The 23,591-nt window shown below is 34.1% G+C and carries 25 protein-coding genes and 1 pseudogene; 8 read left to right on the forward strand and 18 right to left on the reverse strand.

Annotated elements, in window-relative coordinates:
* Positions 1–84: 84 nt before the first annotated feature.
* Positions 85–1,260 (reverse strand): alanine racemase, encoded by a 1,176-nt coding sequence (alr, locus tag AB1279_RS14525; protein WP_429759511.1) that lies wholly within the window; start codon positions 1,258–1,260, stop codon positions 85–87.
* A 166-nt stretch (positions 1,261–1,426) separates the two neighbouring features.
* Between alr and AB1279_RS14530 the strand changes: the two are divergent.
* Positions 1,427–1,886 (forward strand): annotated as a pseudogene (locus AB1279_RS14530) (DinB family protein).
* Positions 1,887–2,024: 138 nt separating this feature from the next.
* Here AB1279_RS14530 and spoIIP (AB1279_RS14535) read toward each other — a convergent pair.
* From spoIIP (AB1279_RS14535) to spoIIP (AB1279_RS14555), 5 genes are all read right to left on the reverse strand, one after another.
* Positions 2,025–3,170: a stage II sporulation protein P gene (gene spoIIP, locus AB1279_RS14535; protein ID WP_429759512.1), complete on the reverse strand. Its 1,146-nt coding sequence runs from the start codon at positions 3,168–3,170 to the stop codon at positions 2,025–2,027.
* A gap of 209 nt (positions 3,171–3,379) precedes the next feature.
* Positions 3,380–4,339, reverse strand: coding sequence for an SPFH domain-containing protein (locus tag AB1279_RS14540; protein WP_429759514.1), 960 nt, complete (start codon positions 4,337–4,339; stop codon positions 3,380–3,382).
* Positions 4,339–4,770 carry an NfeD family protein gene (locus AB1279_RS14545; protein WP_429759516.1) on the reverse strand — a complete coding sequence of 144 codons (432 nt, stop codon included), beginning with the start codon at positions 4,768–4,770 and terminating at the stop codon, positions 4,339–4,341. Before AB1279_RS14545 ends, AB1279_RS14540 begins: the two co-directional genes overlap by 1 nt.
* A 725-nt stretch (positions 4,771–5,495) precedes the next feature.
* Entirely contained in the window at positions 5,496–6,236 is a 741-nt protein-coding gene (locus AB1279_RS14550; RefSeq protein WP_429759518.1) for a M15 family metallopeptidase, read from the reverse strand.
* A gap of 346 nt (positions 6,237–6,582) precedes the next feature.
* Positions 6,583–7,737 (reverse strand): stage II sporulation protein P, encoded by a 1,155-nt coding sequence (gene spoIIP, locus AB1279_RS14555; protein ID WP_429759520.1) that lies wholly within the window; start codon positions 7,735–7,737, stop codon positions 6,583–6,585.
* Between the two features lie 89 nt (positions 7,738–7,826).
* On the opposite strand from spoIIP (AB1279_RS14555), the gene AB1279_RS14560 reads away from it, so the two are divergent.
* Positions 7,827–8,117, forward strand: coding sequence for a hypothetical protein (locus tag AB1279_RS14560; RefSeq protein ID WP_429750290.1), 291 nt, complete (start codon positions 7,827–7,829; stop codon positions 8,115–8,117).
* Positions 8,118–8,270: 153 nt separating this feature from the next.
* On the opposite strand, the gene csaA is transcribed toward AB1279_RS14560, so the two are convergent.
* Positions 8,271–8,600, reverse strand: coding sequence for a chaperone CsaA (gene csaA / locus AB1279_RS14565; RefSeq protein ID WP_429759522.1), 330 nt, complete (start codon positions 8,598–8,600; stop codon positions 8,271–8,273).
* A gap of 152 nt (positions 8,601–8,752) precedes the next feature.
* Positions 8,753–9,400, reverse strand: a complete 648-nt coding sequence (cbpA, locus tag AB1279_RS14570; protein ID WP_429750293.1) for a cyclic di-AMP binding protein CbpA — start codon at positions 9,398–9,400, stop codon at positions 8,753–8,755.
* 265 nt (positions 9,401–9,665) lie between these two features.
* Here cbpA and AB1279_RS14575 point away from each other — a divergent pair, with 265 nt between their 5' ends.
* The 3 genes from AB1279_RS14575 (at position 9,666) to AB1279_RS14585 (ending at position 12,679) form a co-directional block, all read left to right on the forward strand.
* A complete protein-coding gene (locus AB1279_RS14575) occupies positions 9,666–10,553 on the forward strand; it encodes a hypothetical protein (RefSeq protein WP_429759524.1) in 888 nt (295 codons plus the stop codon).
* A gap of 333 nt (positions 10,554–10,886) precedes the next feature.
* Positions 10,887–12,200 (forward strand): hemolysin family protein, encoded by a 1,314-nt coding sequence (locus AB1279_RS14580; RefSeq protein WP_429759526.1) that lies wholly within the window; start codon positions 10,887–10,889, stop codon positions 12,198–12,200.
* Positions 12,197–12,679, forward strand: a complete 483-nt coding sequence (locus AB1279_RS14585) for a DUF456 domain-containing protein (protein ID WP_429759528.1) — start codon at positions 12,197–12,199, stop codon at positions 12,677–12,679. The genes AB1279_RS14580 and AB1279_RS14585 overlap by 4 nt, the downstream gene beginning before the upstream one ends.
* A gap of 25 nt (positions 12,680–12,704) precedes the next feature.
* Here the strand turns inward: AB1279_RS14585 and AB1279_RS14590 are convergent, their stop codons facing one another.
* Both AB1279_RS14590 and AB1279_RS14595 read right to left on the reverse strand, forming a co-directional pair.
* Entirely contained in the window at positions 12,705–13,325 is a 621-nt protein-coding gene (locus tag AB1279_RS14590) for an NAD(P)-dependent oxidoreductase (protein WP_429759530.1), read from the reverse strand.
* A gap of 105 nt (positions 13,326–13,430) precedes the next feature.
* Positions 13,431–13,628, reverse strand: a complete 198-nt coding sequence (locus tag AB1279_RS14595; protein WP_429759532.1) for a hypothetical protein — start codon at positions 13,626–13,628, stop codon at positions 13,431–13,433.
* 187 nt (positions 13,629–13,815) lie between these two features.
* On the opposite strand from AB1279_RS14595, the gene AB1279_RS14600 reads away from it, so the two are divergent.
* Entirely contained in the window at positions 13,816–14,601 is a 786-nt protein-coding gene (locus tag AB1279_RS14600) for an SDR family oxidoreductase (RefSeq protein ID WP_429759534.1), read from the forward strand.
* A gap of 80 nt (positions 14,602–14,681) precedes the next feature.
* On the opposite strand, the gene AB1279_RS14605 is transcribed toward AB1279_RS14600, so the two are convergent.
* Both AB1279_RS14605 and cls read right to left on the reverse strand, forming a co-directional pair.
* A complete protein-coding gene (locus tag AB1279_RS14605; protein ID WP_336480312.1) occupies positions 14,682–15,140 on the reverse strand; it encodes a spore coat protein in 459 nt (152 codons plus the stop codon).
* Between the two features lie 32 nt (positions 15,141–15,172).
* Positions 15,173–16,360, reverse strand: coding sequence for a cardiolipin synthase (gene cls / locus AB1279_RS14610; protein WP_429759537.1), 1,188 nt, complete (start codon positions 16,358–16,360; stop codon positions 15,173–15,175).
* A gap of 159 nt (positions 16,361–16,519) precedes the next feature.
* Here cls and AB1279_RS14615 point away from each other — a divergent pair, with 159 nt between their 5' ends.
* Positions 16,520–16,609, forward strand: coding sequence for a YjcZ family sporulation protein (locus AB1279_RS14615; RefSeq protein WP_098310481.1), 90 nt, complete (start codon positions 16,520–16,522; stop codon positions 16,607–16,609).
* A gap of 236 nt (positions 16,610–16,845) precedes the next feature.
* On the opposite strand, the gene AB1279_RS14620 is transcribed toward AB1279_RS14615, so the two are convergent.
* The 5 genes from AB1279_RS14620 to AB1279_RS14640 all read right to left on the reverse strand — a co-directional run bounded on the left by AB1279_RS14620 (position 16,846) and on the right by AB1279_RS14640 (position 22,282).
* Positions 16,846–17,712, reverse strand: coding sequence for a TIGR03943 family putative permease subunit (locus tag AB1279_RS14620; RefSeq protein WP_336480310.1), 867 nt, complete (start codon positions 17,710–17,712; stop codon positions 16,846–16,848).
* A gap of 3 nt (positions 17,713–17,715) precedes the next feature.
* On the reverse strand, positions 17,716–18,612 hold the full coding sequence (locus tag AB1279_RS14625) for a permease (protein ID WP_336480309.1): 897 nt from the start codon (positions 18,610–18,612) through the stop codon (positions 17,716–17,718).
* Between the two features lie 211 nt (positions 18,613–18,823).
* Entirely contained in the window at positions 18,824–19,765 is a 942-nt protein-coding gene (locus tag AB1279_RS14630; RefSeq protein ID WP_098310478.1) for a magnesium transporter CorA family protein, read from the reverse strand.
* 187 nt (positions 19,766–19,952) lie between these two features.
* Positions 19,953–21,332, reverse strand: a complete 1,380-nt coding sequence (locus tag AB1279_RS14635; protein WP_429759540.1) for a putative polysaccharide biosynthesis protein — start codon at positions 21,330–21,332, stop codon at positions 19,953–19,955.
* A gap of 347 nt (positions 21,333–21,679) precedes the next feature.
* Positions 21,680–22,282 (reverse strand): DedA family protein, encoded by a 603-nt coding sequence (locus AB1279_RS14640; protein WP_429750313.1) that lies wholly within the window; start codon positions 22,280–22,282, stop codon positions 21,680–21,682.
* 209 nt (positions 22,283–22,491) lie between these two features.
* Between AB1279_RS14640 and AB1279_RS14645 the strand changes: the two genes are divergently transcribed.
* Positions 22,492–22,875 (forward strand): GNAT family N-acetyltransferase, encoded by a 384-nt coding sequence (locus AB1279_RS14645; RefSeq protein ID WP_429759542.1) that lies wholly within the window; start codon positions 22,492–22,494, stop codon positions 22,873–22,875.
* Positions 22,876–22,913: 38 nt separating this feature from the next.
* On the opposite strand, the gene AB1279_RS14650 is transcribed toward AB1279_RS14645, so the two are convergent.
* Entirely contained in the window at positions 22,914–23,531 is a 618-nt protein-coding gene (locus tag AB1279_RS14650; protein WP_429761413.1) for an NUDIX hydrolase, read from the reverse strand.
* Positions 23,532–23,591 lie beyond the last annotated feature (60 nt).

The following is a 23,591-nucleotide window of genomic DNA, read 5'->3' on the forward strand; positions in this document are numbered from 1 at the left end:
TGTGTAACATTATATAAATTGTCTTGATTCTATAATAATAATTATCTATTTTATGTTATAAATTTTACAGAGTAATTGTTCTTTTTACTTTCTTCTTAATGGATTTACAACTTCAACGATTTTACCATCTTCTTTGTATACACGTGGAATTCTTCGGTCTAACATACACGTTATCTCATAGTTAATTGTCCCTAACGTATCAGCAATCTCTTCTACTGTAATCTCTTCATTACCTTGCTGACCATAAAAGACAACCTCAGCTCCAACATGTAAAGGCATAGCTTTCGTCACATCAAGCATGAGTTGATCCATACAAACCCGCCCAATAATAGGTACTTTTACACCATTAACTAGCGCATATCCTTTATTTGATAATTGACGGCTAAATCCATCTGCATATCCAATTGGAATTGTAGCAATCCATTCATCACCTGTCGCAACGTAAGTATTACCATAACTTACACCACGCCCCTTTTTCGCATGTTTCACATGAGCTACTTTTGACTTTAATGTTAAAGCTGGTTGAAGTGAAACTGTTTTATGGTCCACTTCTTTTGATGGATACATTCCATATACCCCTATTCCAACTCGAACCATGTTTTGAAATTCGTTATCTAGCTCCATTGTTCCTGCACTATTGGAGCTATGAATGAGCGGCAAATGAATCCCCATATCTTTCGCAGTATTTACAGCCTTCTCAAATAAACCTTTTTGCATAAAAGTATATGCTTTATCTACTTCATCAGCAGTTGAGTAATGTGTAAACATTCCTTCTACTTCTACATGTTTCATTTCTTTCAATTCTTGAAGAAACGGTGTCACTTCTTCTTCTTGTAAGCCAATTCTACTCATACCTGTATCAATTTTAATTTGAATACGCGCCTTCTTTTGCAGACGTTCCGCTATGCGGTCAATATTTCTTAAATCCTCAGTCCGATATACCGTCATCATAATATCGTATTCAATTGCATCTTCTACAGCTTCTTCTGGCGTATAGCCTAAAATTAAAATTGGTACAGTAATTCCTGCTTCACGCAGTTCAATTCCTTCATCTATAAAAGCAACAGCAAGATGACTTATTCCAGCTTTAATCGCTGCTTTTGCAATTTCAATAGCCCCATGACCATATCCATTCGCTTTTACTGCTGCCATCATTGCAATGTTTTCATCGCTTACACGTTTTTTAAATTCTCTTACATTATGTTTTACAGCATCTAAATTTATTTCAATAATTGTATTTCTTCCGTATCTTGAAATCATTATTCTAACTCCTAACTCAATAATTCCATTCTATTTATCATTCAATAGGACATTTAACAATATAATACTTTTCATTTTTTTCGTCAAACTACACGAATTTTCGAAATTTTTAGTATGATATAATACTCTTAAGATAATATTATAAACGGATGTGAGGAGAAATTCAATGTTTGTTCAAGCCGCACTGCACCAATTAACATTCGGAATCGATTCTACAATACAGATGTTAGAACACGTTACTTACGATGAATTACAACATCTCCCTATCACAAACAAGCGATCCCTCTTTGAAATTTATACACACTTATCTCTTATTTGTTATGCCGATCTTCTTATTTTAAACGGGGCATCAAAAAAAGAACTACATACATTTTACTCACAACATGTGCCCTATACGCTTGCAGAAGTTCAGCAGACAATGAAAGGGTTACCATCTTCTTGCTAAAACATTTCAAGCATACTCCTTAGCAGAGCTTGAAGAAATCACACATTCCTACTGGGGCGTTTCTTATTCTCGTTTTGAATGGTTACTTGAAATTGTTGCTCATTTTTATCATCATCGCGGACAGCTACATACTTTATTGACAGAACATGTGAAAGAACCATTAATCCCTTTATTCGAATGAAAATAAACTGCATATGCATTTCAACAAAAAACAACAGCCACTCCTATTCATACAAGTGGCTGTTATTTTTTTGTTGAATTAGTATTTTTCCACGCCGCTTTTTGGTTTTCCGTCCCTTTCTATTTCTCTTATTTTTCATTAATAGCTCACTTTCTCCGCATCCCAATAATACTTGCTAAATGCTTCTGCTAGTACATCAATAGAGCTATACAATTCTTCTAGCGTATTATCAACACCACCAACTTCTACAAGTAGAGCGTTGGGAGATAAATCTTGATTATATGTACCATCCCCCTTATTTTTGTCTTTTTTAAAAATGCCTCGGCTGAGTCCATAATAATGGTTATCTAAATATGAGTTAATTGCGTTTGCAATTCTCATATTTTCTTCTCGCCCTTCATTTTCCATCCCAATAATGAAATAAAGTCTTGCGTATGACTTTCCATTAATCACTTTTGTTGTAACATTCTTACGCTGATCATCTCGGTGAATATCAATGGGAAATACGATTTGCTTATTTTGAGCTAGCGCTTCTTTTACATATCCATGCGATGCTTTATAAGCCTGATACCATTTCATCTTTTTCTGCGCTAATAAATCTCCCATGTTTGTCTTATCATGTAAAGCTGGAATTCCTTGTCCTTCTAATTGCTGTTTTAATCTCGTACCAAGGAGTGAAACATTTACATCCGGACTCGATGCTTCATCTGGAATTTTTGCTCCAGGTAATAACGGTAAAAACGATTCCCAACTATGCGTATGATAAATAAATACTGCATTTTTTCCCTCTATAGCATTTCCTTTCTTTTGAATAGGATTATTCTTTTCTGCATCCTTAACTTTTTCTTTAGCCACTTCACGCTCTTTCGTAATTTCTTCTATCGGTACACTCGATTCATTTGGTATATTTGTATAATCCGTTCCTTCTCCAGCTACAAGAATGTCAGAATAATAGTTTGCCATTCCTGGTATTTCTTTCCCCATAAATGTTCGAATATCTTGCAAACGCATATCTGTTGTTAATGAAAACAATAAAGCTCCTACTGATTCTCGTTTCTTTGTTTGAAAATATTCAAAAGAAAAATAATGATTTTCCATTTCAATCATTTGCATAAATCCTTGTGAGGAAATTTTTCCAAACCATTGATTCACATAATATGATTTCATTGTATGTAACATCGTTGTAACTAACGATGCAGCCACTAAAATGAAAAATGCATAAGAACACAATAAAATTATTATCTTCTTACTATGTGTTTGAGAATGTATAGAATACTTTTTCATCGTACCACCCTTTCTATACATGGGTATGTACAAGCTTTATGCGATATACATTCTGATTTACACTACTATGTCCTGCACGTTTTGAAATTTAAATATATACTATCTAATTCATATATATATTTTCAGCTTGATCTTATCGAGAAATAAGGAATTACAAACATCTACTCCAAAAAAAGAAGAGAAATGGCAACCATTTCTCTTCTTCGTTTCTATTGTTCTGTTGTCGTATCTATAGAAGGTTGCTTTTTCTCTTTAAACAGCTCTCCAATTGCTCCTAAGCTTCCTAATGTTTCAACGGCATTTGATGGAAGGAATACTTTGTTTGCTGGTCCTTTTGCAATTTCAGTTAGTGATTCAAACGACTTGTACGCAAGAACACGCTCATCCAGTCCTGCTTGACGCAGCATTTGAATACGGTTTTGTTCAGCTTTCGCAATTTCTTCAATTGCTTTTGCTTCCCCTTGTGCTTCTAATTCTTTCGCTTGTCGTAAGCCTTCTGCCTCCCGAATGCGCGCTTCTTTGTCACCTTCAGCCATTAAAATTTTACTTTGTTTTTCCCCTTCCGCACGAAGTACTTTATCTTGTTTTGCAGCTTCTGCTTCAAGGATAATTGCACGTTTATTACGTTCTGCTTTCATTTGTTTTTCCATCGCTACTTGTATGTCTTTTGGAGGATTAATATCAACAACTTCAACGCGTTCAATACGAACGCCCCATTTTTCTGTTGCTTCATCAAGCGCTAAACGAATTTCTGTTGAAATTTTCTCACGACCAGATAACGTTTCATCAAGCTCCATTTTCCCGATGATTTGTCGCATTGTTGCAGATGTAATATTGCGAACCCCAAATTCATAATTTGAAATTCCATATGTCGCAAGCTCTGGATCAACAATTTGGAAGAAAATAATCGTATCAATCTCAACTTGTACATTATCTTTTGTAATTACTTTTTGCGGTGGTACATTCGTTTGTTGAACGCGCAAATCATGATAAATACGTACGCGATCAATAACTGGGATTATCATATTTAAACCTGGATGCATAATGCGCTGAAATTTACCTAGACGCTCTATAACACCTACTTTTTGCTGCGGAATAATTTTAATTGTTAACACAATAAATACAATGACAATTAATGCTAAAATAATCGATAATGTTAAACCAATCATTATTGTTCACACTCCCTTTTCACATGTACAACTGTACTGCTCCTTTTTACAACAATAACGCTTTCTCCATCTAAAATTGGTTCATCTGAAACAGCAGTCCACATATCTCCATCTATTTTCACAATGCCATTTGCTTCATTTGTAATCGTTTGCACTATTATACCTTTTTTACCAACAAGTTGATCAACTGCATCTGTATACCCTTTTGCCTCCCGAAAATTCTTGGAAATACGTTTTGTAAAGATTGTCAAAATAAGACTGACAATAGATGCTATAACCACTTGAAGAAGCAAAGAATTTGGTACAAATAGTGCAATTAGACCTCCGACCACTGCACCTATTCCAATCCATAATAAGTAAAACGTAACAGTCAACATCTCTGCGATAAATAAAAGCCCGGCAATGACAAACCAAATCACCCATCCTGCCATGTGCAACCCTCGCTTCCATTCTATTTTTTATATGTATATGAGAGAAAGAAAACTTTATCCCGCATGAACGGACAGTAAGCCCCCCACTGATGGAAGTTTCACTTTATCACGTCGTATTAAATAACCGCTAAAAAGCTAAGGTATCCATCCACAAATAATAGAATTTTACTATTATTAAAAAGCATACCGTATCCCATCGATTAATAGATGAAGAACACATTAAAATGTTATATTAATATATTCTTTATTGCGCATGATAAATCCTTTCAAAAAATGACAAAAAAATATTTTTTCAAAAATGAAACCATAAAATAAATAACCTAGATAAGACAAAATTACATTATTTAAATGTACATTTCCTACATATCAGCTAATTCGATCATATATACGTCTTACTGTTGTTTACACTATACTGTTTATCACTTATCGATACTTAACAGCCAAAAAGCGATATCTCTTAAATAGAAATATCGCTTTCTTGTTTACGTATATACTTTTCTTTTATAAAACATCGTCATTCCGCCATTTCCCCCTCAAAATTTAGGGGAAACAAAGAGGAGAAGATGGAGCCCCCACTGATGGAAGTTTCACTTTATCCCGCATTAACGGGCAGTAAGATCCCTTAGAGAAAAGCGAAGAAGATAAGTTGGGGATAACTGCCCGTAAAAGCCCGATTGGTTCAACTAACCATCAGTGGGGGATGAGGCTCCCCACTGATGGAAGTTTCACTTTATAACTTCTTCTAAAGTGAACTGATTCTCATATAAATACGTCGCATATGGATTCCCAACATAACGAACATGCCACGGCTCATACGTATATCCTGTTATGGCTTCTTTTTCTTTCTCATAACGGATAATAAAACCAAATTTATGAGCATTTTCAGCAAGCCACTTTCCTTCCTTCGTATCTCCAAATAAAGGCTCTAATTGAAAATTTGCAGATTGTGATGTAATGTCGATTGCTAATCCTGTTTGATGTTCACTTGTACCGGGAACTGCACTAGACATCGCTGTTTTTGCTTCCCCATCTTGTTTTTTATACATCGTATTTAATGCTTTTTGCCGTTCAAATGAACGAAATGCGGAAACAGCATATAAAAAGATTTTTTCACTATTTGCTTGTTGAAACATGCGCTCTAATTCTGCAGCAGCTTCTTTACGCATTTTCTTTTTTTCATTATCGCCTTCATATAAAAAACGTACTTTTGGTATAACTAAATCGTGCGGTTCATACAAATCTGGTAAACGCCTTTTCTTATTCACTAGGACAAGAGTTGAGTCTGGATTGTTAACAACCGCAAGTCCTCCCTCTACTTTTGCAATTGTTTCTTGTACCTTCGGAAAAACAACGTTTCCTTGCGCTTCTATCGCTTGTTTTTCCTTATACTCTTTATATTGCAGCATTGCAATCGTAATCGTTCCAATGACAATCGCTATACTAAACAACATCCATTTTTTCTTCATATAACATCCTTTTATTCTAATAATTTTTCCACACAATACTCATCAATTTCTGTTACGCTCCATAACAGTTAATTCTAAACATCACATACCACATATTTTTTCCCATTCTCTCATCCTTTTAAACAATTCGCTTCAACTTATTTCCAAATTTCAAGTATACTTTTGCTTCTTATACTGCGATTTACCTATTCATTACGATTACGTTGTTTACATAATAAAATTATTTGCAAGAATCACTTTATAAATGAACATTCGCTACTTTTTTTCTAATTCCTTTCCCTTTTCCATAAGATAAAGAGACAAATTTCGATGCAAAACAAATAGCGTAAGCAACATTTGCTTACGCTTAACCATTCACTTTCTCCGCTTGCCAATAGTACTCACTAAATGCTTCCGCAAGTATGTCTATACTACGATTAAGTTCCTCTTCTGTATTATCAACACCGCCTACTTCAATTAAAATCGCTTGACCAGATAAATCTTGATTGTAGACCCCATTTCCTGAACTAAAATCTTTTTGAACTACTCCTCGGCTCAACCCAGGATACTTTTCCTTTATTGACTCATGCAGCGCTGTTGCCAATTGCAAGTTTTTTGCATAATTTTTGTTTCCCTTCCCTATAACAAATGCCAATTTTGCATATGATTTATCACCAATCTGTTTCGTCGTTACATCTTTCCTTGCACTGTCTCTATGCATATCAATAAAATATTGAAGCTGTCTATTGCTCGCCATTGCTTCTTGCACAATCTCACGAGACATTTTATAAGAGCTATTACTGTTTAATCCTTTACTAATTAATTTCCTACCTACATCCGTTGTATCATTTACTGCTCCAATTCCGTGACTTTCAAGCTGTTCACGAAATCTGTTTCCAAACAAAGAAATATTTGTTGTTGAACTCGTTGCTTTATTAGGATCCGGGTTATTCGTTAAATTTAATAATGGCAAATATGACTCCCAGCTATGTGTATGATAAATAAATACGACTTGCCTATTTCCTGTCGTTTGTGCTGGCTTCGGTTTCTCTTTATTCGATTCTGTATTTTGAGGTTGCCCTTTCTCTCCTGTCCGCTCTTTTACAAGCTCTTCTAGAGGTACACTCGATTCAATTGGCAAATTCGTATAATTTGTTCCTTCTCCAGCAATCACAATTTCCGTATCATATTTCGAAAACCCTGGGAGTTCTGTCCCAATTAAACTACGGACGTCATCAAAGCGGATATTTGTCGTTGCAGATAAAAGAAACGAAGAGATAGAAAAATCTGCGTTTAAATGACGATATTCTTGTGTAAAGTAACGATTTTCTGAACCAAGCACATACATATATCCATTCATAGAAAGGTCATTTAACCATTTATATAAATACGTTGACTTTGTTTCTTTTAATGATGTTACAATCATACTAACAAACAAAAAAGCAGCCATCAGTCCTATTAAAAATAGAAAAATAAATTTTGGAAGACTTGTCCGTTTTACATAAAAATAGCTTCGATTCATTAGATCACCCTCTCTCTATGAACATATGTACAAGCTATAGAGAATAGACCAAAGAAATTTTGGCAATATTGGCAATGAGGTGAAAAGAATTGAAGCTGATAATTGGATTATTTCCTATTATATTATCTTGTTTTTTTGTCTTACTTGCGGTACATCCACGCATTCGCATTTTGTTAGATCTATTTGCATACGTTTGTTTATATGGATTTGGCATTATTGTTTCATTAGTTGTATACGATGTATTACTTCAACATACTGTTTTTATGACAACAATACATCGTATATTTTTAAATCCCCTGTTTCTGCTTACTGGTGCGTATATCGGTATATACGTTTTATATTTGATACTGCATAAACTCATTTCAAACGTAAGAAATTAAGGGAAGGTGATTTGATGAAAACGTTCATATGCTAATATATAATGTAGAAAATGTATTTATCGTAAACGTGATCTCCTTACAGTTGCTTTTTCACTACTTGAAAATTTTCTGCTGCACACTTTAAATATGTTTTTCTATGTCCCCTCCGACTTTTTAGCTAATCGCTGTCCCATTCGGCACTTCCATACCTGGTTCCAATAAAATAACGTCGCCTTTTTCAGGAACACCACCAAGCACAAGTACTTCAGATTTGAATCCAGCCACTCGTTTTGGCGGAAAATTAACAACCGCAACAATTTGCTTTCCAATGAGTTCTTCCGGTGTATATCGTCGCGTGATTTGCGCACTTGACTGTTTCATTCCAAGTTCACCAAAATCAATCTCCAACTTAATAGCGGGTACTCGAGCTTCAGGAAATACTTCTGCTCGATAAATCGTTCCAATACGAATATCTAATTTCAAAAAATCTTCAAAAGTAGCCATTTCAATACTCCTCCTTACCATTTATATTAGACAGTTACTTTTATTTCCCTTCAAAAAGAAAGATGCCTATGCACCTTTCTTTTTTACTCCCTACAATTCTTTCAAACTAGATAAAAAAATCCATCTCCTATTTCCAGAGATGGATTTCCCTCTTACTCTACAATTTCCACTTCTCGTGAATTTTTCATTTCTTCCACATGTATAACACGGAACCCGTGATCTTCTAAATCTTTTAAAAGTGGTTGTAATTCTTCTGCCGCAAATCCTTCTCCTAATGTAAACATAATTCTACGTACATATAGTGCGTTGTTATCAAATGTCATTAGACTTTGAATTCCACTATACTTTTTCAGTACAGTTGATAGCTTTTGAATAGCACCATTATAATCTTGCGTCCCGATCATAACTGAATACACACTAGAGTGAAGGCCCCATGCATCTTCTAATAACTCAAATACTTTTTTATGTGTTAAAATACCAAGAAAAAATCCGCTATCATTTACAACAGCAATATATGGTAACTCTTTAATTGTAAAGAACACTTTAAAGAATGAAGAATCTTCTTTGACATATCCATCTTTATTGCGCAATAACTCTTTCACATTATCATTTAAAGAACCTTTATATTCTAAAATATCTACTTTATAAATATTCCCTAAGAATGTTTCTTCATTTTTATCTAGAACTGGAACACAGCGATATCCTGTTCTATTTAAATGATCTAGCGCTTCTTGTAACGTATATGTATCCTTACAAAATAACACTTCTTTTTTTAAAACATAGTTTCCCTTTACCCTCATAAAAATCCCCCTTATGTTAAAATATATTCTGTGTCATAAATATATAATATTTTCAGAAAAAAATAAATAATTTATTTAACTTTTCTGACTTCATTTATTATCTGTCACCATTTCTTCATAAATATTTCATTTTTTCAACAAATATGGAAGGAAATATTATATGGAAATTTTCTTTCCTATCGAAAAGAGATTGTATCTTCCAAAAAGAAACGTTAAAATAATAGTAATAATTTTCTGAATTTTATAAAAGTAGGTGAAATATATAGTGTCTTCTATTATCTCTTATGTGTATCGTTTTCTTTTGGGCTTTATAGCTATTATTCTTATTAGTCCAATTCCTGCTGTTCTTCTAAACAACAAACAATCCTATTTTGAAGTACTATATACCATCATCAATCATTTGGTACATTTTCGTTCTATCTCTATTCCGATGACAGATTGGATTCATGAATCATTCTTTTTTTCTTCTTATCAACCACATGATATATCAAAATCATTTAATTTACATGAAAATTCACCCCCGTTGTTCCCGTACATATGGAAATTATATTTTTTATCTATGATGCGATTCTTACTTTCACTTACTATCGGTTTTCTCATCAGCCTTAAAATTGGTCGATTTTTTATTAAATTATCTCCTAAAAATAGAAAACGTTTTTCATTTTTACGCTGGATTCCATTTTCATTTGGTACTGTCCTACTACAATGTATCATCATGACGCTTTTTCTATTCACAGCATCGTACATATCTTTTCCATACTTTTCTTCCCTTTTAATCATTTGTAGTACGTCCATGATTATTATTATACAAGCCATCAAAACATGGATTCCTTTCTTATATACAGTACAAGAAACAACTCATGTGCATGATTCAGCTTTTTTTAGTAATACACTTTTTACTTCGCTGCTTGCAAGCCATAAATCTATCGTTAGTTCCATATTGATTTCCTTTATATATATGGAATGCATTTTTCATGTAAATGGATTATTTCAATTGATTGTACAGTATTGCGTTAGCTCACCAATACTTGTTACAATAGGGCTTTTATTGCTGTATATCCCATACATGCTGATTTCTCTCTTACAAATATTATGGAAAAGAAATCGCCATATTGCGCATATTCATGCACTATCACGCACAACAATAAAGTGAAACTTCCATCAGAGGGGGGCTTTATCCTCCTCTGATGGAAAGCTCTTACCAATCGGGCTTTTAGGGGCAGTTATCCCCTACCTCTCTTCTTCGCTTGTCTTTGAATCTTGAGGTGGGGGGCTTACTGCCGGCGAATAGCGGGATAAAGTGGAACTTCCATCAGTGGAGGGGTTTTCATCCCCCACTAATCATATTCTTACGACCATCTTTTTGTAAAATTTCACATTTCTCCCTCCTTTCTTTGACTATTCTTTCCTTTTCCATATATTATTAAAGTAAAACTTTTATTCAGGAGGTGACATCTTTATTCTAAGTTTAGAATAAAGAATATCCTTGGACATACTAAAACTTTTTCTCATCGCTTTACTCATTCTTATTTCCGGCTTTTTCGTTGCATCAGAGTTTGCTGTTGTGAAAGTACGCAAAAGTCGGATTGACCAACTTGCCAATGAAGGTAGTAAACAAGCAATCCTAGCAAGAAAAGTTATTTCCAATTTAGATGTATACTTATCTGCTTGTCAGCTCGGTATTACCATTACTTCATTAGGACTCGGTTGGCTTGGTGAACCTACTGTGGAGCACTTATTGGAACCGCTTTTTGAAAAAATGAATATAACAGGTTCGATGAAACATACGTTATCATTTATTATAGCTTTTAGCATAATTACATTCTTTCATGTGGTACTAGGTGAACTCGTTCCAAAATCATTTGCTATTCAAAAGGCCGAACAAATTACATTGAAGTTCGCAAGACCTTTAATTCTATTCGATAAAATAATGTATCCTTTTATCTGGTTATTAAATAGCACAGCACTCTTTTTCACAAAACTATTTGGATTACAACCGGTAAAAGAAAATGAACTTTCTCACTCTGAAGAAGAGTTACGCCTTATTTTAAGTGAAAGCTATAAGAGCGGGGAAATTAATCAATCTGAATATAAATATGTAAATAATATTTTTGAATTTGATGATCGAATTGCAAAAGAGATTATGGTTCCACGTACTGAAATGATCTGTTTATCAACTGAAAATTCATTAGCGGAAAATATGGAAATTATCGCTACCGAAAAATATACACGTTATCCCATTATCGGAAAAGATAAAGATGATGTTGTCGGAATGATTAATACAAAAGAAATCTTTCATGATCAAACAAGAGGGGCCAGTAAGCCGCTAGAGTCATACATACATCCCGTTTTAACTGTATTCGAAACTGTACCAATTAAAAAGGCACTCATTCATCTACAAAAAAATCGTGTCCAACTAGCAATTATTATGGATGAATATGGTGGAACTGCAGGTCTTCTTACAATGGAAGATATTATTGAAGAAATTATTGGTGAAATTCAAGATGAATTTGATATAGATGAAACACCAATGATCGAGAAACGGAATCCAACATTAACATTACTTGACGGAAAAGTACTTATTTCTGATGTAAACGATATGTTTGGCCTTCATATCGATGATAGGGATTTAGATACAATCGGAGGCTGGTTCTTGTCACAAACAATTGACGTAAATATTGAGCCAGGCCATATTATTCAATATGAAAATTATCAGTTTAAAGCATTAGAATTAGATGGCCATCAAATAAAAAAAATTGCCGTTAGTAAAATAGATACACAAAAAGGAGCTACACTGTGAACGTCTTATTAACTATATGTATTATCGCTTGTTTCATTATATCGTTCATAGCGTTTATTTATCCGATTATTCCAGGTATACTTGCTTTATGGGCTGGATTTTGTATTTATCAATTTGGTATTAACGACTTAGAATTAACAAGCTCATTTTGGTTTATTCAAATTGTATTTACAATTATTATTTTCACTACTGATTTTATTACGAATAGCTATTTCTTAAAAAAGTACGGAAGTACAAAATGGAGCGAACGTATCGGCATGGTTTCTATTATTGTTGGATCGTTCTTTTTCCCGCCATTTGGGCTAATTATTATCCCATTCCTTTCCGTTTTCGTAACAGAATTAATGCATAAAAAAGCACCACAAGAAGCCCTTATGGTTGGGGTTGCAACAGTTATCGGATTTTTAAGCAGCACAATAGCTAAAGCGATTTTACAAATCATTATGATTATTATATTTGTATGCTATATTATTTTTTAGCCATCCTTATGATAAGGATGGCTTTTTAATAGGCAATGCCAACGCGTTTTTTATAATGAATATCATGGTAAAGTAATTGATAAGCAAAATGGGCTGTGTCTCCAACTGTGATCCTCATTCCATCTAGCGGTAACACATCTTCTTCAGTTCGATAAATAGCTGTTTCTTCTCCATCTATTAAGTGTGTTGGACAGACAATCGTCCATTGTAATTTGCTATTCTCTAAAGCCAAATAAGCTGCTACATGGTCTTCTGCTGCTGCCGTTGTCTTTCGACGTGATTCACTGGATTGAAAGCGATATAATTGTGGATTCACACGTGCCTGTAAAATCCCAGCCGTTCCAATTGTTATAACTCTTATAATCCCTTCCTCGTTCATAGCGTCTATAATATTTGGCAAACTTTTTGATAACGTTCCGTTTCCATCGGTACCAAGTGCACTAATTACAACATCTGCTCCCTTTACACACTCTTTCACATCTTCTTCATTCCATACATTTCCTTCTATTACACGAAAATTCTCATGTTGTATTTGTAGCCTCTCTTTATTTCTCACAAGCGCTGTCACCTTATGATTATCCTGTAATGCAAATTTTAAAATTTTGAATCCAACTCGACCTGTTGCTCCAAATAAACATATATTCATACTAACTCACACCCTTTCACTCTCTCTATTGTTTCTGAAAAAGCAAAAATACGCAACAAAAAAGCTTTCTCATTGATTGAGAAAGCTTCTATCATCATATAACACTTATTTCTTTTCACTAGAGCTAGAGGAACTATCTTTTGAATCTTTATCTTTTACTTCTCCGCTCGTTTCTTTATCCTTGCTCGTTCCTTCTTGTTGCGTCGTCTCTTCCTCTTTCTTCTCCTTATCTTTACTACAACCTACCATAAATAAAGAGCTAGCAAGTGCAACGGCAGTTAACGATTTAATCCATTTATTCATTTGCTTATCCCCCTTTTGATAGAATATGTACATTGTTATATTACTTTTCTTTTTTAAAGGAAATATTAGAGATTAGTAAAGGATTGGTTAAAAAGTGTAAATTTTTCGAAAATTTAGGGTGATCTATTTTAATTTCTTCCTCATTTCGTTTATACTAAAAAAAATTCAGGAAGAAAGGCTGATTGAAATGGAACTTGGATTACAAGGAAGAACAGCGCTTGTTGTCGCATCGAGTCAAGGACTAGGAAAAGCAATTGCTACTCAACTTGTTACAGAAGGCGCAAATGTAATGTTGTTGAGTCGTAATGAAGAGAAATTACAAAAAATTCAAAAAGAACTCACTCAATTAAATACTGGAAACGTTGCTTATACTGTATGTGACATAACAAATACTGAAGATATTAAACAAGCCGTAGAACAAACCATCCAAACATACGGAACAATTGATATCTTAATAAACAATGCCGGAGGCCCAACACCAGGTACTTTTGAACAATTATCAGACGAAAATTGGTATCATTCATTTGAATTAAATTTATTAAGCTACGTTCGGATGATTCGAGAAGTACTTCCACACATGAAAAAGAACGGCGGGAAAATTATTAATATCGCTTCTTCTTCTATCAAAGAGCCAATTCCTGGTCTACTTCTATCTAACACATTTCGTGTAGGTATTACAGGCTTAACAAAAACGCTCGCTTCTGAATTTGCACCGTATAACATTTTAATTAATACGATTGCACCAGGACGAATTGCTACTGAACGCGTTGCCTCTCTTGATAATATGGCTGCTCAGAAACGTAGTATTTCAGTAGAGGAAGTGCAAAAAGAATCTAAAGCAACTATTCCACTCGGAAGGTACGGGCAACCTTCCGAGTTTGCGACATTTGCCACATTCCTTGTATCCGATGCAAACACCTATATGACGGGTCAATCCTTTTTAGTAGATGGTGGCATGGTAAAAGGATTATAACGAATTTGAATATCAAAAATTTACTTTTTGTTACACATTGAGTGGAAAATAACAAAAAGACAGCGGTATCGCTGTCTTTTTCATCCATATTTTTCTTCATCCATCATTGCTTGTATGCTATACTCTTTTTTCATAACATATTGCCACACGCTGTATGCGTTTCGATTCATTTTCAAAAAACAACTTTCTAAAAAAGAACGAAATTCTGGATTTGCCACTTGGATCGCCACCTGTGCATACCCAAGTGCCAATCGCTTCAAATGTGAAATATACGAAAAGGCAATTTCTATATCATCTTTTTGTCCACTATAGTTCTTATGCACCGTTTCAATTGAGGATGAAACTGGATACTTACCAATAACATGCTGTACATTTTCACCTTCTTGAAAGTTAATCTGTTCATTATACGCTTGTAATAAGTATGGTAAATGTTGCTGTAACAATTCTTTTAATTCATTATCACATACTTCTTTCATATACTCACCAATTACACATATTACTTCATAGCTATAACTCATGAGTTCGTCAATATAATCCATTCAATATTTCCTCCTCTCTACTGATATGTATGCTATAAATAGAACGACAGAACTTTTGATACTCTTGCAAGAAACTTATCCCACATATTCATTTTTTCAAAGTCTTTCTCTGAAAATTGTTTTGCTTCCTGGAAATCCCTTTGCAAACTACGTTGTATTTCACCAATGATTTTTCCTTCATAAATAAAACAATCTGATTCTGCATTTATATAAAAACTACGATTATCAAAATTCGCAGTTCCGATATCTGCAAACTTATCATCAATAAGAGTCACTTTCCCATGAAAGAAACCGTTTCGATATTGATATATTTCTGCTCCAGAACGCAGTAATTTTTCCAGATAAGAGTAAGCTGCCTGCTTTAATAGCAAAGCATCACTTTTGAAAGGGACAAGAATTTGTAATCTTACTCCCCTCTGCAATGCATTTTGTAATCCCGTCATCATTTCTTTACTGGGCACAAAGTAAGGAGTTGCAATAACAATTGATGTTTTCGCACTTTGTATCATCTCTTTGTAATATGTCGTCCATAAACCTTTTCCATCTGTAAATACATATCGATACTTGTTACTTCCTTGTATAGGCGTTATCTCATGTGGGGATAACTCTTTCCCAGTATCCAATTCCCAGTCTTTTGCAAACTGGATTTTCATATCCTGTGCACCTGAACCAGTAATACGAACATGATAATCACGCCATTTTCCAAAACGAAGATCCTCCCCAAGGTATTCATTCCCTATATTGAATCCCCCTACATATGATATATTCCCATCTACTACCGCAATGCGGCGATGATTACGATTATGAAGTGTATAAAAGAAATTTTTGAAACGAGGCTTTTTACTAAACGTAAATTGCACACCACTCTGCTCTAATTCTTGTATCGTTTTTTTATTTATTTTATATCCTCCAACCCGATCCACAGACAATTCCACATCAACACCTGAAGCTGCTTTTTGCTTTAATAATTGTAAAAAATTTTTACTTACCTTATCTTTACCTACAATATAAAAATGAATATAAATATACTGTTTCGCCTGATCAATATCAGCAAAAAGATCTCGATATAAATCATTTCCATCTACATAAAGCTTAAAATCACCATAACGAATCTGTGATATCTGATTTTCTTTTAAACTGTTTCTGCCTATTTCTACATCTACGTTCATCCATATCACCAAAATTCCTATACATAAAAGGAGGACCAGAAGTTGTCTCATCAAAAATCCTTTCCTTTCAAATCATCATTTTTATAGGTTTCCCCCTCACTATATCCCTATTCAATAAAAAACATCATTTACATGGCATATATCCCTGTCAAATCATTCCGAAAGTGCATATTGTATTCTGTAACCTAAAACAAAAGGAGGAAAAGAACAATGGGCTTTGGAGTTCACGGCGGCGGGTTTGCGTTAGTTGTTGTATTATTTATCCTCTTAATTATTGTGGGTGCTGCTTGTTTTTGCTAACTAGCTATCCACTTCATACAACTTTTATGTAGACCAAAAAACTATGAAAAAGAACATCTAGTGATTAGATGTTCTTTTTCTGTTTATAATGATAATATGAACCTTTCATCAGTGGAATTTTTCTGTATCCCCCACCTAATCTTTGCTTTTAGCATAACCTTGAGGTAAGGATATTACTGTTCACGAATAGCGGGGAAAATTTTATAAAGTTTTCATTTATAAAAAAGAAGCCGATTTTATGAATCGGCTCCTCGGTATACATATGGATCTTTTGGAGATTCTACTGTACTCCATTTTGTAACTTCTAATACAGGTATATTTGCGTGAAACGGTTGATAAAACTCTGTTGAAATTGTTCCTTCAACTTGAATCCAATCATCATTCTTCCACTGAGCATCTTCTGGTTTCTTGACCAGCATCCCATACACACCTGAATCAGCAACACAGTGAATAATTCCAAAGCGGAATACAAAGTATTGTTCTTTTTTAGAAGAATCATCACGGAATACAAACCCCTTAAAAGAAATGGTTTTACCCGTGAATTGGCCAGGATAGTTATATACTACTTCCATCCCTTTCAAAAAGTCTGTATCGTTTAAAGCAATTTTATCTTTTGTTACGAATTGCTTCTTCTCTTTTTCCATAAGTTCCCGATAACCTTCTTGTCCATAGTAAATGCTCGTGTCAGGTTTTAAAAACTGTCGATTCATAAACGGGTCTGTATTTCCTGGCTCCGCAACAGGGAAATGAAACCCTTTTGCTTTTACGATATCAGAATCTAATGTTGCAATTGGGAAAAAGAGCCCCGTAATAATTGGAAAACAAAATATTGTATACGTGACAATACGTTTCCACCGTGTGTTTTCGTCTTTTGAATGATCATGACCACAATGACTTGTATTGCAATCATGATCATGGTCATGTTTACCATGCTCTTTTTGAAATGCGATAATCATTTGAATCACAGTTAAAAAACCTAAAATAATCGCTGCTGTTTTTGATAAATACGCATATTTCATATTGATATATTTCGTGATATCACCCGAAATATGAAGTTGTGCTAACAAAATTGTAAATCCAAGTAAAATATAAGCTCGAAACATCGATTACCACCCCATCGCATAAATGAGTAGTGAGCTTGCATAAACAACAACTGTAATTAAAACAATAACTACAATAACAAAACGTGTTTTAAAATTCGCAAGCATCATAATCATATTTTTAATATCTACCATCGGTCCATATACAAGAAAGGCGACTAGAGCCGGTGTTGCAAATGTACTTTGGAATGAAGATGCAATAAACGCATCAGCTTCTGAACATAGCGACAAAATAAAAGCAAGTCCCATCATAACAATTGGTGAAGAATACGGTCCTTGTCCAATTGCAAGCAGCGTAGAAGTCTTCACAAAAGTTTGTACGCTTGCCGCAATCAGTGCACCGATAATTAAAAATTTTCCCATTGAGAAAAACTCTTCCACCGCATGTGTACATACGTCCCAAAATTTTTGACGAAATGGACGATTATGATCTACCACTGGAAAATTAGTATTTCGTAGTTGATGATCTTTAAACATAAACGATAATACAAGACCAACAATAACAGCTACAATAATAGCTACAATAGCACGATACCAAACCATATGCATACTGCTACCGAACGCTACATATGTCGCAAATAAAACGACAGGATTTATAATCGGTCCAGTCAGCATGAAGGCAATACCAGCGTAGGGCGGTACTCCCTTTCCGATTAGGCGTCGAACGATTGGAACTATTCCACATTCACAACCAGGGAACATCATCCCTAGAAAAACAGCTAATAATACAGCCAGAAAACGATTTTTCGGCATCCATTTTGCTACCATATCTTCTGTCACAAACATTTGAATGAATCCTGAAATGAATACACCAATTAATACAAATGGCAATGCTTCAATTAAAATTGAAATAAAAATCGTATTCATTTGCAGGAACGCTTTTGGTAAATGAAACATTTCCATGATGCATATCCCCCATCTTTTCAGTAACAATAAGTAATTGTAACTGGAATCCATAAATTGAACAAGTAGTTATAAAAATTAACCTAAATGGCATATTATACATATTTCATTTCGTAGATTAATGAACAGCAGTGTGCAAAAATGCTAATTTCTCAATACTTTATAGCAAAAAAACTGTTTTGGAAATGTTCCAAAACAGCTGAGTTTCATATTAAAAATAACGTTTCTTCCAAAAAACAAAGGCCATTACGCAAGATAATATTGCAGATATAATCATAGCCATTAAAAAACCATGAGGGTTTCCACTTAAAGGAACCGGAACGTTCATTCCAAAAAAACTGGAAACCATTGTTGGCACTGATAATATGATTGTCATAGAAGTTAAAAACTTCATAACACTGTTCAAATTATTGGAAATGACAGAACTAAATGTATTCATCATACCACTTAAAATATGGCTATATATTTCGGCCATCTCAATTGCCTGCTTATTTTCAATTAATACATCTTCAAGTAAATCTTGATCATCTTCATACATTTTCAAAAATGTATTATTTCGCATCAATTTTTGAATCACAATCTTATTTGCCTTTAAAGATGTCGTAAAGTACACTAAGCTTTTTTCAAGTCCTAATAAAGTAAAAATCTCTTTATTTTTCATCGATTTATTGAGCTCATGCTCTAAATCCGTTGTTTTTCGATTAATCTGTTTTAAATAACGTAAATAATAAGTAGAAATCGTATATAAGAGCTGCAGTGCAAAACGTGTCTTTTTAAAAGTATAAAATTCTTTAATACGTTGATTAATAAAACGTTCAAAAATCGGATTTTCTTCCAAACAAATTGTAACAAAACATTCCGGCATGACAATCATACCAATCGGAATCGTATCATACATTGAATTTCCTTCTTCGTCATGTCTAACTGTTGGAATATCGACGATAATTAAAGCATTATCATCTTCTTTTTCAATACGTGAACGTTCTTCATCATCCAAAGGGTCTTTAATGAAGTCCAATTCTACGTTTAATGTTTGAACTAAAAATTGAATTTCTTCCTCTGTTGGATGAAGCACATTAATCCAACAGCCTTTTTGAATTTCCTCGATTTCTTGTAGTTTTCCGTTTCGGTCTGTTAAATAAATATTTAACATACTATCACCCCGATTCTTTTTACATGTAGGAATCAACCTCACTTTGAAATAACAGTCTATTTTAAACCGCCATTTTCAGCATATGAAACAAACGAGAAGATTTCAATAGAAAATTCCTTTGAAAACGCTTCCCCTCACAAATTATTAAAATAGAAAAAGACAGAGCACTCTCTGTCTTTTATTTACATTATGATGCCTTTATAACATATTTGGAAAGTATCCACAAGTTAAATGAAACTGAAACAGTATAACCAGCATACGTTGCAATAATAAAACTAATATAGTCAAATTGCTGAAGTAATACAATATTTAGCACAATTTTTACACCTACTCCTATAAGCAAACCAAGCACCGTTTTTCGCTGTTGATTAATTCCTTGTAGCATGGCCGCTGTTACAGAAAAAAGTGAAAAGAGTATACAAGCCGGGGCGTAATAGCGTAAAATCACACTTCCTATTGCTGGATCATTCCCCGTCCCAAATAGTAATGTATATACCGGTTCAGCTAAAAGCATCATTCCTAACGATGCTGGAATCGTAATAAATACCACAAGCAAATTTGTCCTTGTAAAATGTTTATATAATAACTGTTCATTTCTTGCTACATACGCCTTTGTCATTTCAGGAACGAGCGACATGCTAAAAGCTGTAGCAACAGAAACTGGAATTAATACAATCATTTGTACAAGCCCAATAACTGCATTCATTTTTTCTGCTTCCCGCTGTAAATATCCCATCTGCATTAATAACTTATTAATTGTAAATGTATCAATTGTTTGGTACAAAGGAATTGCAAGACCTACAACAACAAATGGAATGGAGTATGCAAATAATTCTTTATAAAGTGTAAAAAATGACTTTGTCGTTTGCGGAACACTCATACTTTCTTTTTTCTTTAAATGTCTTCTTCTCTTTATGTAATATCCAATTAAGATTCCCAGCCCTGCTACTGCCCCTACAAAAGCACCAAACGTAGCAACTCCAACCGCCAACGCTGTTGATCCTTTATATATATGGAGCACCGCAAAACTTCCGATTAAAATTGTTAGCACTCGAAAAAATTGCTCGACCACAACGCTTGAAGCAGATGGCCCCATCGATTGAAACCCTTGAAAAAATCCACGTAATAAGCTCATCGATGGTACAATTAATAAAGCAAAACTCACGATTCGAATATTATATGTAACAGCCGTCACACTATTGCCCGTTTGATCTCCGGTATCAATAACAATTTTCGCCAACTGAGGAGCTAAACTATATAATAATAAAAATGATATAACTCCCATAAAAATCATAAAAATAAGCCCGCTTTTCAATACTCGCTTCACCGTGTAATAATCGTCTAATTCATTATATTTAGACACCATTTTTGACACTGCTAATGGAAGACCCATTGTTGCAATACTAAGCATAATTGTATAAGGACGATAAGCATATGTATACAATACATATCCACCCGTTCCAACCATCGCAGTAAAAGGAATAACGTATATAAACCCAAGCATTTTCGAAATCATCGTTGCCATTGTTAAAAAGAATGTTCCGCGTAAAAACGGTGATCCTTTCATGAAATTCCTCCGCTATACTGTTTTACTACACCATATGGACAACTTTCTACTTTTAGAACTTATACAAAGTGAAACTTTGATAAACTAAGCTCCCACCAATCGGGCGCATGTCAGCAGTTATCCCCCACCTATCTTCTTAAGAAAAACGGAAGCGGCTTGCTCAGAATCGTAGGACGCCCGCGTTCAAGGCAGAGAGGCGCTTTTTGCATCGTCCGAAGGTGCGAAACGACCGGAGATTCTAGCCGCTAGAGCTGGACAATGCTTTTCTCTGAATCTTGAGGTGGGGATCTTACTACTCGCTAATAGTAGCGATAAATAAAGAAAAAGCCAATGAAAATCCATTGACTTTAACGACCTGTTTTTCTTTTTTTTAATATTTTCATGCCTATGTATACAACAATAAAAAGAATGGCAGCTATTGCGAAATAATGCGTATAGTCAGCAGCGTATTCTTTAATATGACGCCAATTTCCACCAAGTTGTTCACCGAAATAAATAAACAAAATAGACCACGGAATAATTGCTAGTACCGTATATATTGTAAATCGTTGTAATGACATTTTAGCTAACCCTGCTGGAATCGATATCGCATGACGTACAACTGGAATAAAACGCGCAGAGAAAATAACACCTACACCATATCGATTAAACCATGCTTCTGCCACATCTAAATGTTTCTTTTTAATCAATATATATTTACCATATTTTTCAACAACTGGGCGCCCACCATAATATCCAAGCCAATAAAGGAAAATTTGTGCTAAAGTTCCACCAATCGTTCCGGCAATGACTGCCCCAACGAAATTAAGTTCTCCCTTTGCAACTAAAAAGCCCGCATAAGACAGTACAATTTCACTTGGAATGATTTCAATCATGAGTCCTAGCGCAATCCCAAAATACCCTAGGCTTATAAAAAATTGTAGTAACTGATCAATCAAATTTGCTAGCATTTTTCACTTATCTCCTTTTTTTACTTCACATACTTTCCTATTATTTCATAAAACCATGTCCTTGCCAATATGTCGTTACCTATTCGTATAAAACTATGTAATAATTAAAAGTATATACTAAAATATTTCGAATCAGAAGGGAGAAAGTGCTCGATGGAATATAAATTACTAGAAACTATTCCAAAAATAGGAAAATAATAAAAGATTTATTGACCTTATACGAAGAAATTTTTCAAGTCTCCAATACAAATCTACTAAGAGAAATAAATGAAAAGAAACATTTACTTTTAATACTTGCATTCGATCATGAAACTGTAATTGGCTTTAAAATTGGCTATGAAAGAAAAGAAAAGCATTTCTATAGTTGGATTGGCGGTGTACATCCAAACTATAGAAAACAGGGCATTTCTTCAAAACTGATGCGTATGCAGCATAAGTGGTGCAAAGAGAATTGCTATAAGACAATCCAAACAAAAACAAAAAATAAATGGAGAAACATGCTTATGTTAAATATTAAACATGAATTTAATATTATCGGTACATATACCGATGAAAAAGGTGAAACAAAAATCATATTAGAAAAAACATTGTAGTTATCAAAGTAACTTTACATATAATCTTTGTTATTTTTTCAATCTATTAATCTTTCTTTATTCGGATTTTTCATATAAGCAAACATTTGCCGGATTTGCCATTCCGTATTTCTTCCTATCGATAACTCCGGCAATTCGTCTTCTCCAAAAAACTGAACATCTTCTGTTTCAATACCGATTTGTCTTTCACCACCTACTATTTCACAGCTAATAAATATTTTGTATACATCAATTGCAGAAGGTGATGATTGATGTTTCTGCTTATCAAAGATAGATAGTAATCGGAAATTTTCTACTTTGTAACCTGTTTCTTCTAACACTTCTTTTTGTGCAACTTCCGTAGGTGTATAACCAATATCAGCCCATCCACCTGGAACTGCCCATTTCCCATCACTTTTTTCTTTTACAAAAAGTAACTTCCCTTCTTGAAATACGACCGCTCGTATGTCTACTTTTGGAGTTTGATAGCCTGTTTCATTTGCAAATAAATGCTCAACCACTTCCCAATCCATTTTTGTATAATGCGACATCATTTCAATTGATAATTTCCGAAGCTCTTGAAAACGTTCTATATCATACACATCTTTGGAATATGCTAATCCTGCCTGCGCAATTGCTTGTATTTGTTTTACCCATTCGATCCACTTTATCTCCATCATTTCACCTTCCTCCACTTAGATTACATTTATTGTATAACAAAAAAGAGATTGGTCTCT

The sequence above is a fragment of the Bacillus sp. S14(2024) genome, from assembly GCF_050473785.1.
Lineage (GTDB): Bacteria > Bacillota > Bacilli > Bacillales > Bacillaceae_G > Bacillus_A > Bacillus_A yunxiaonensis.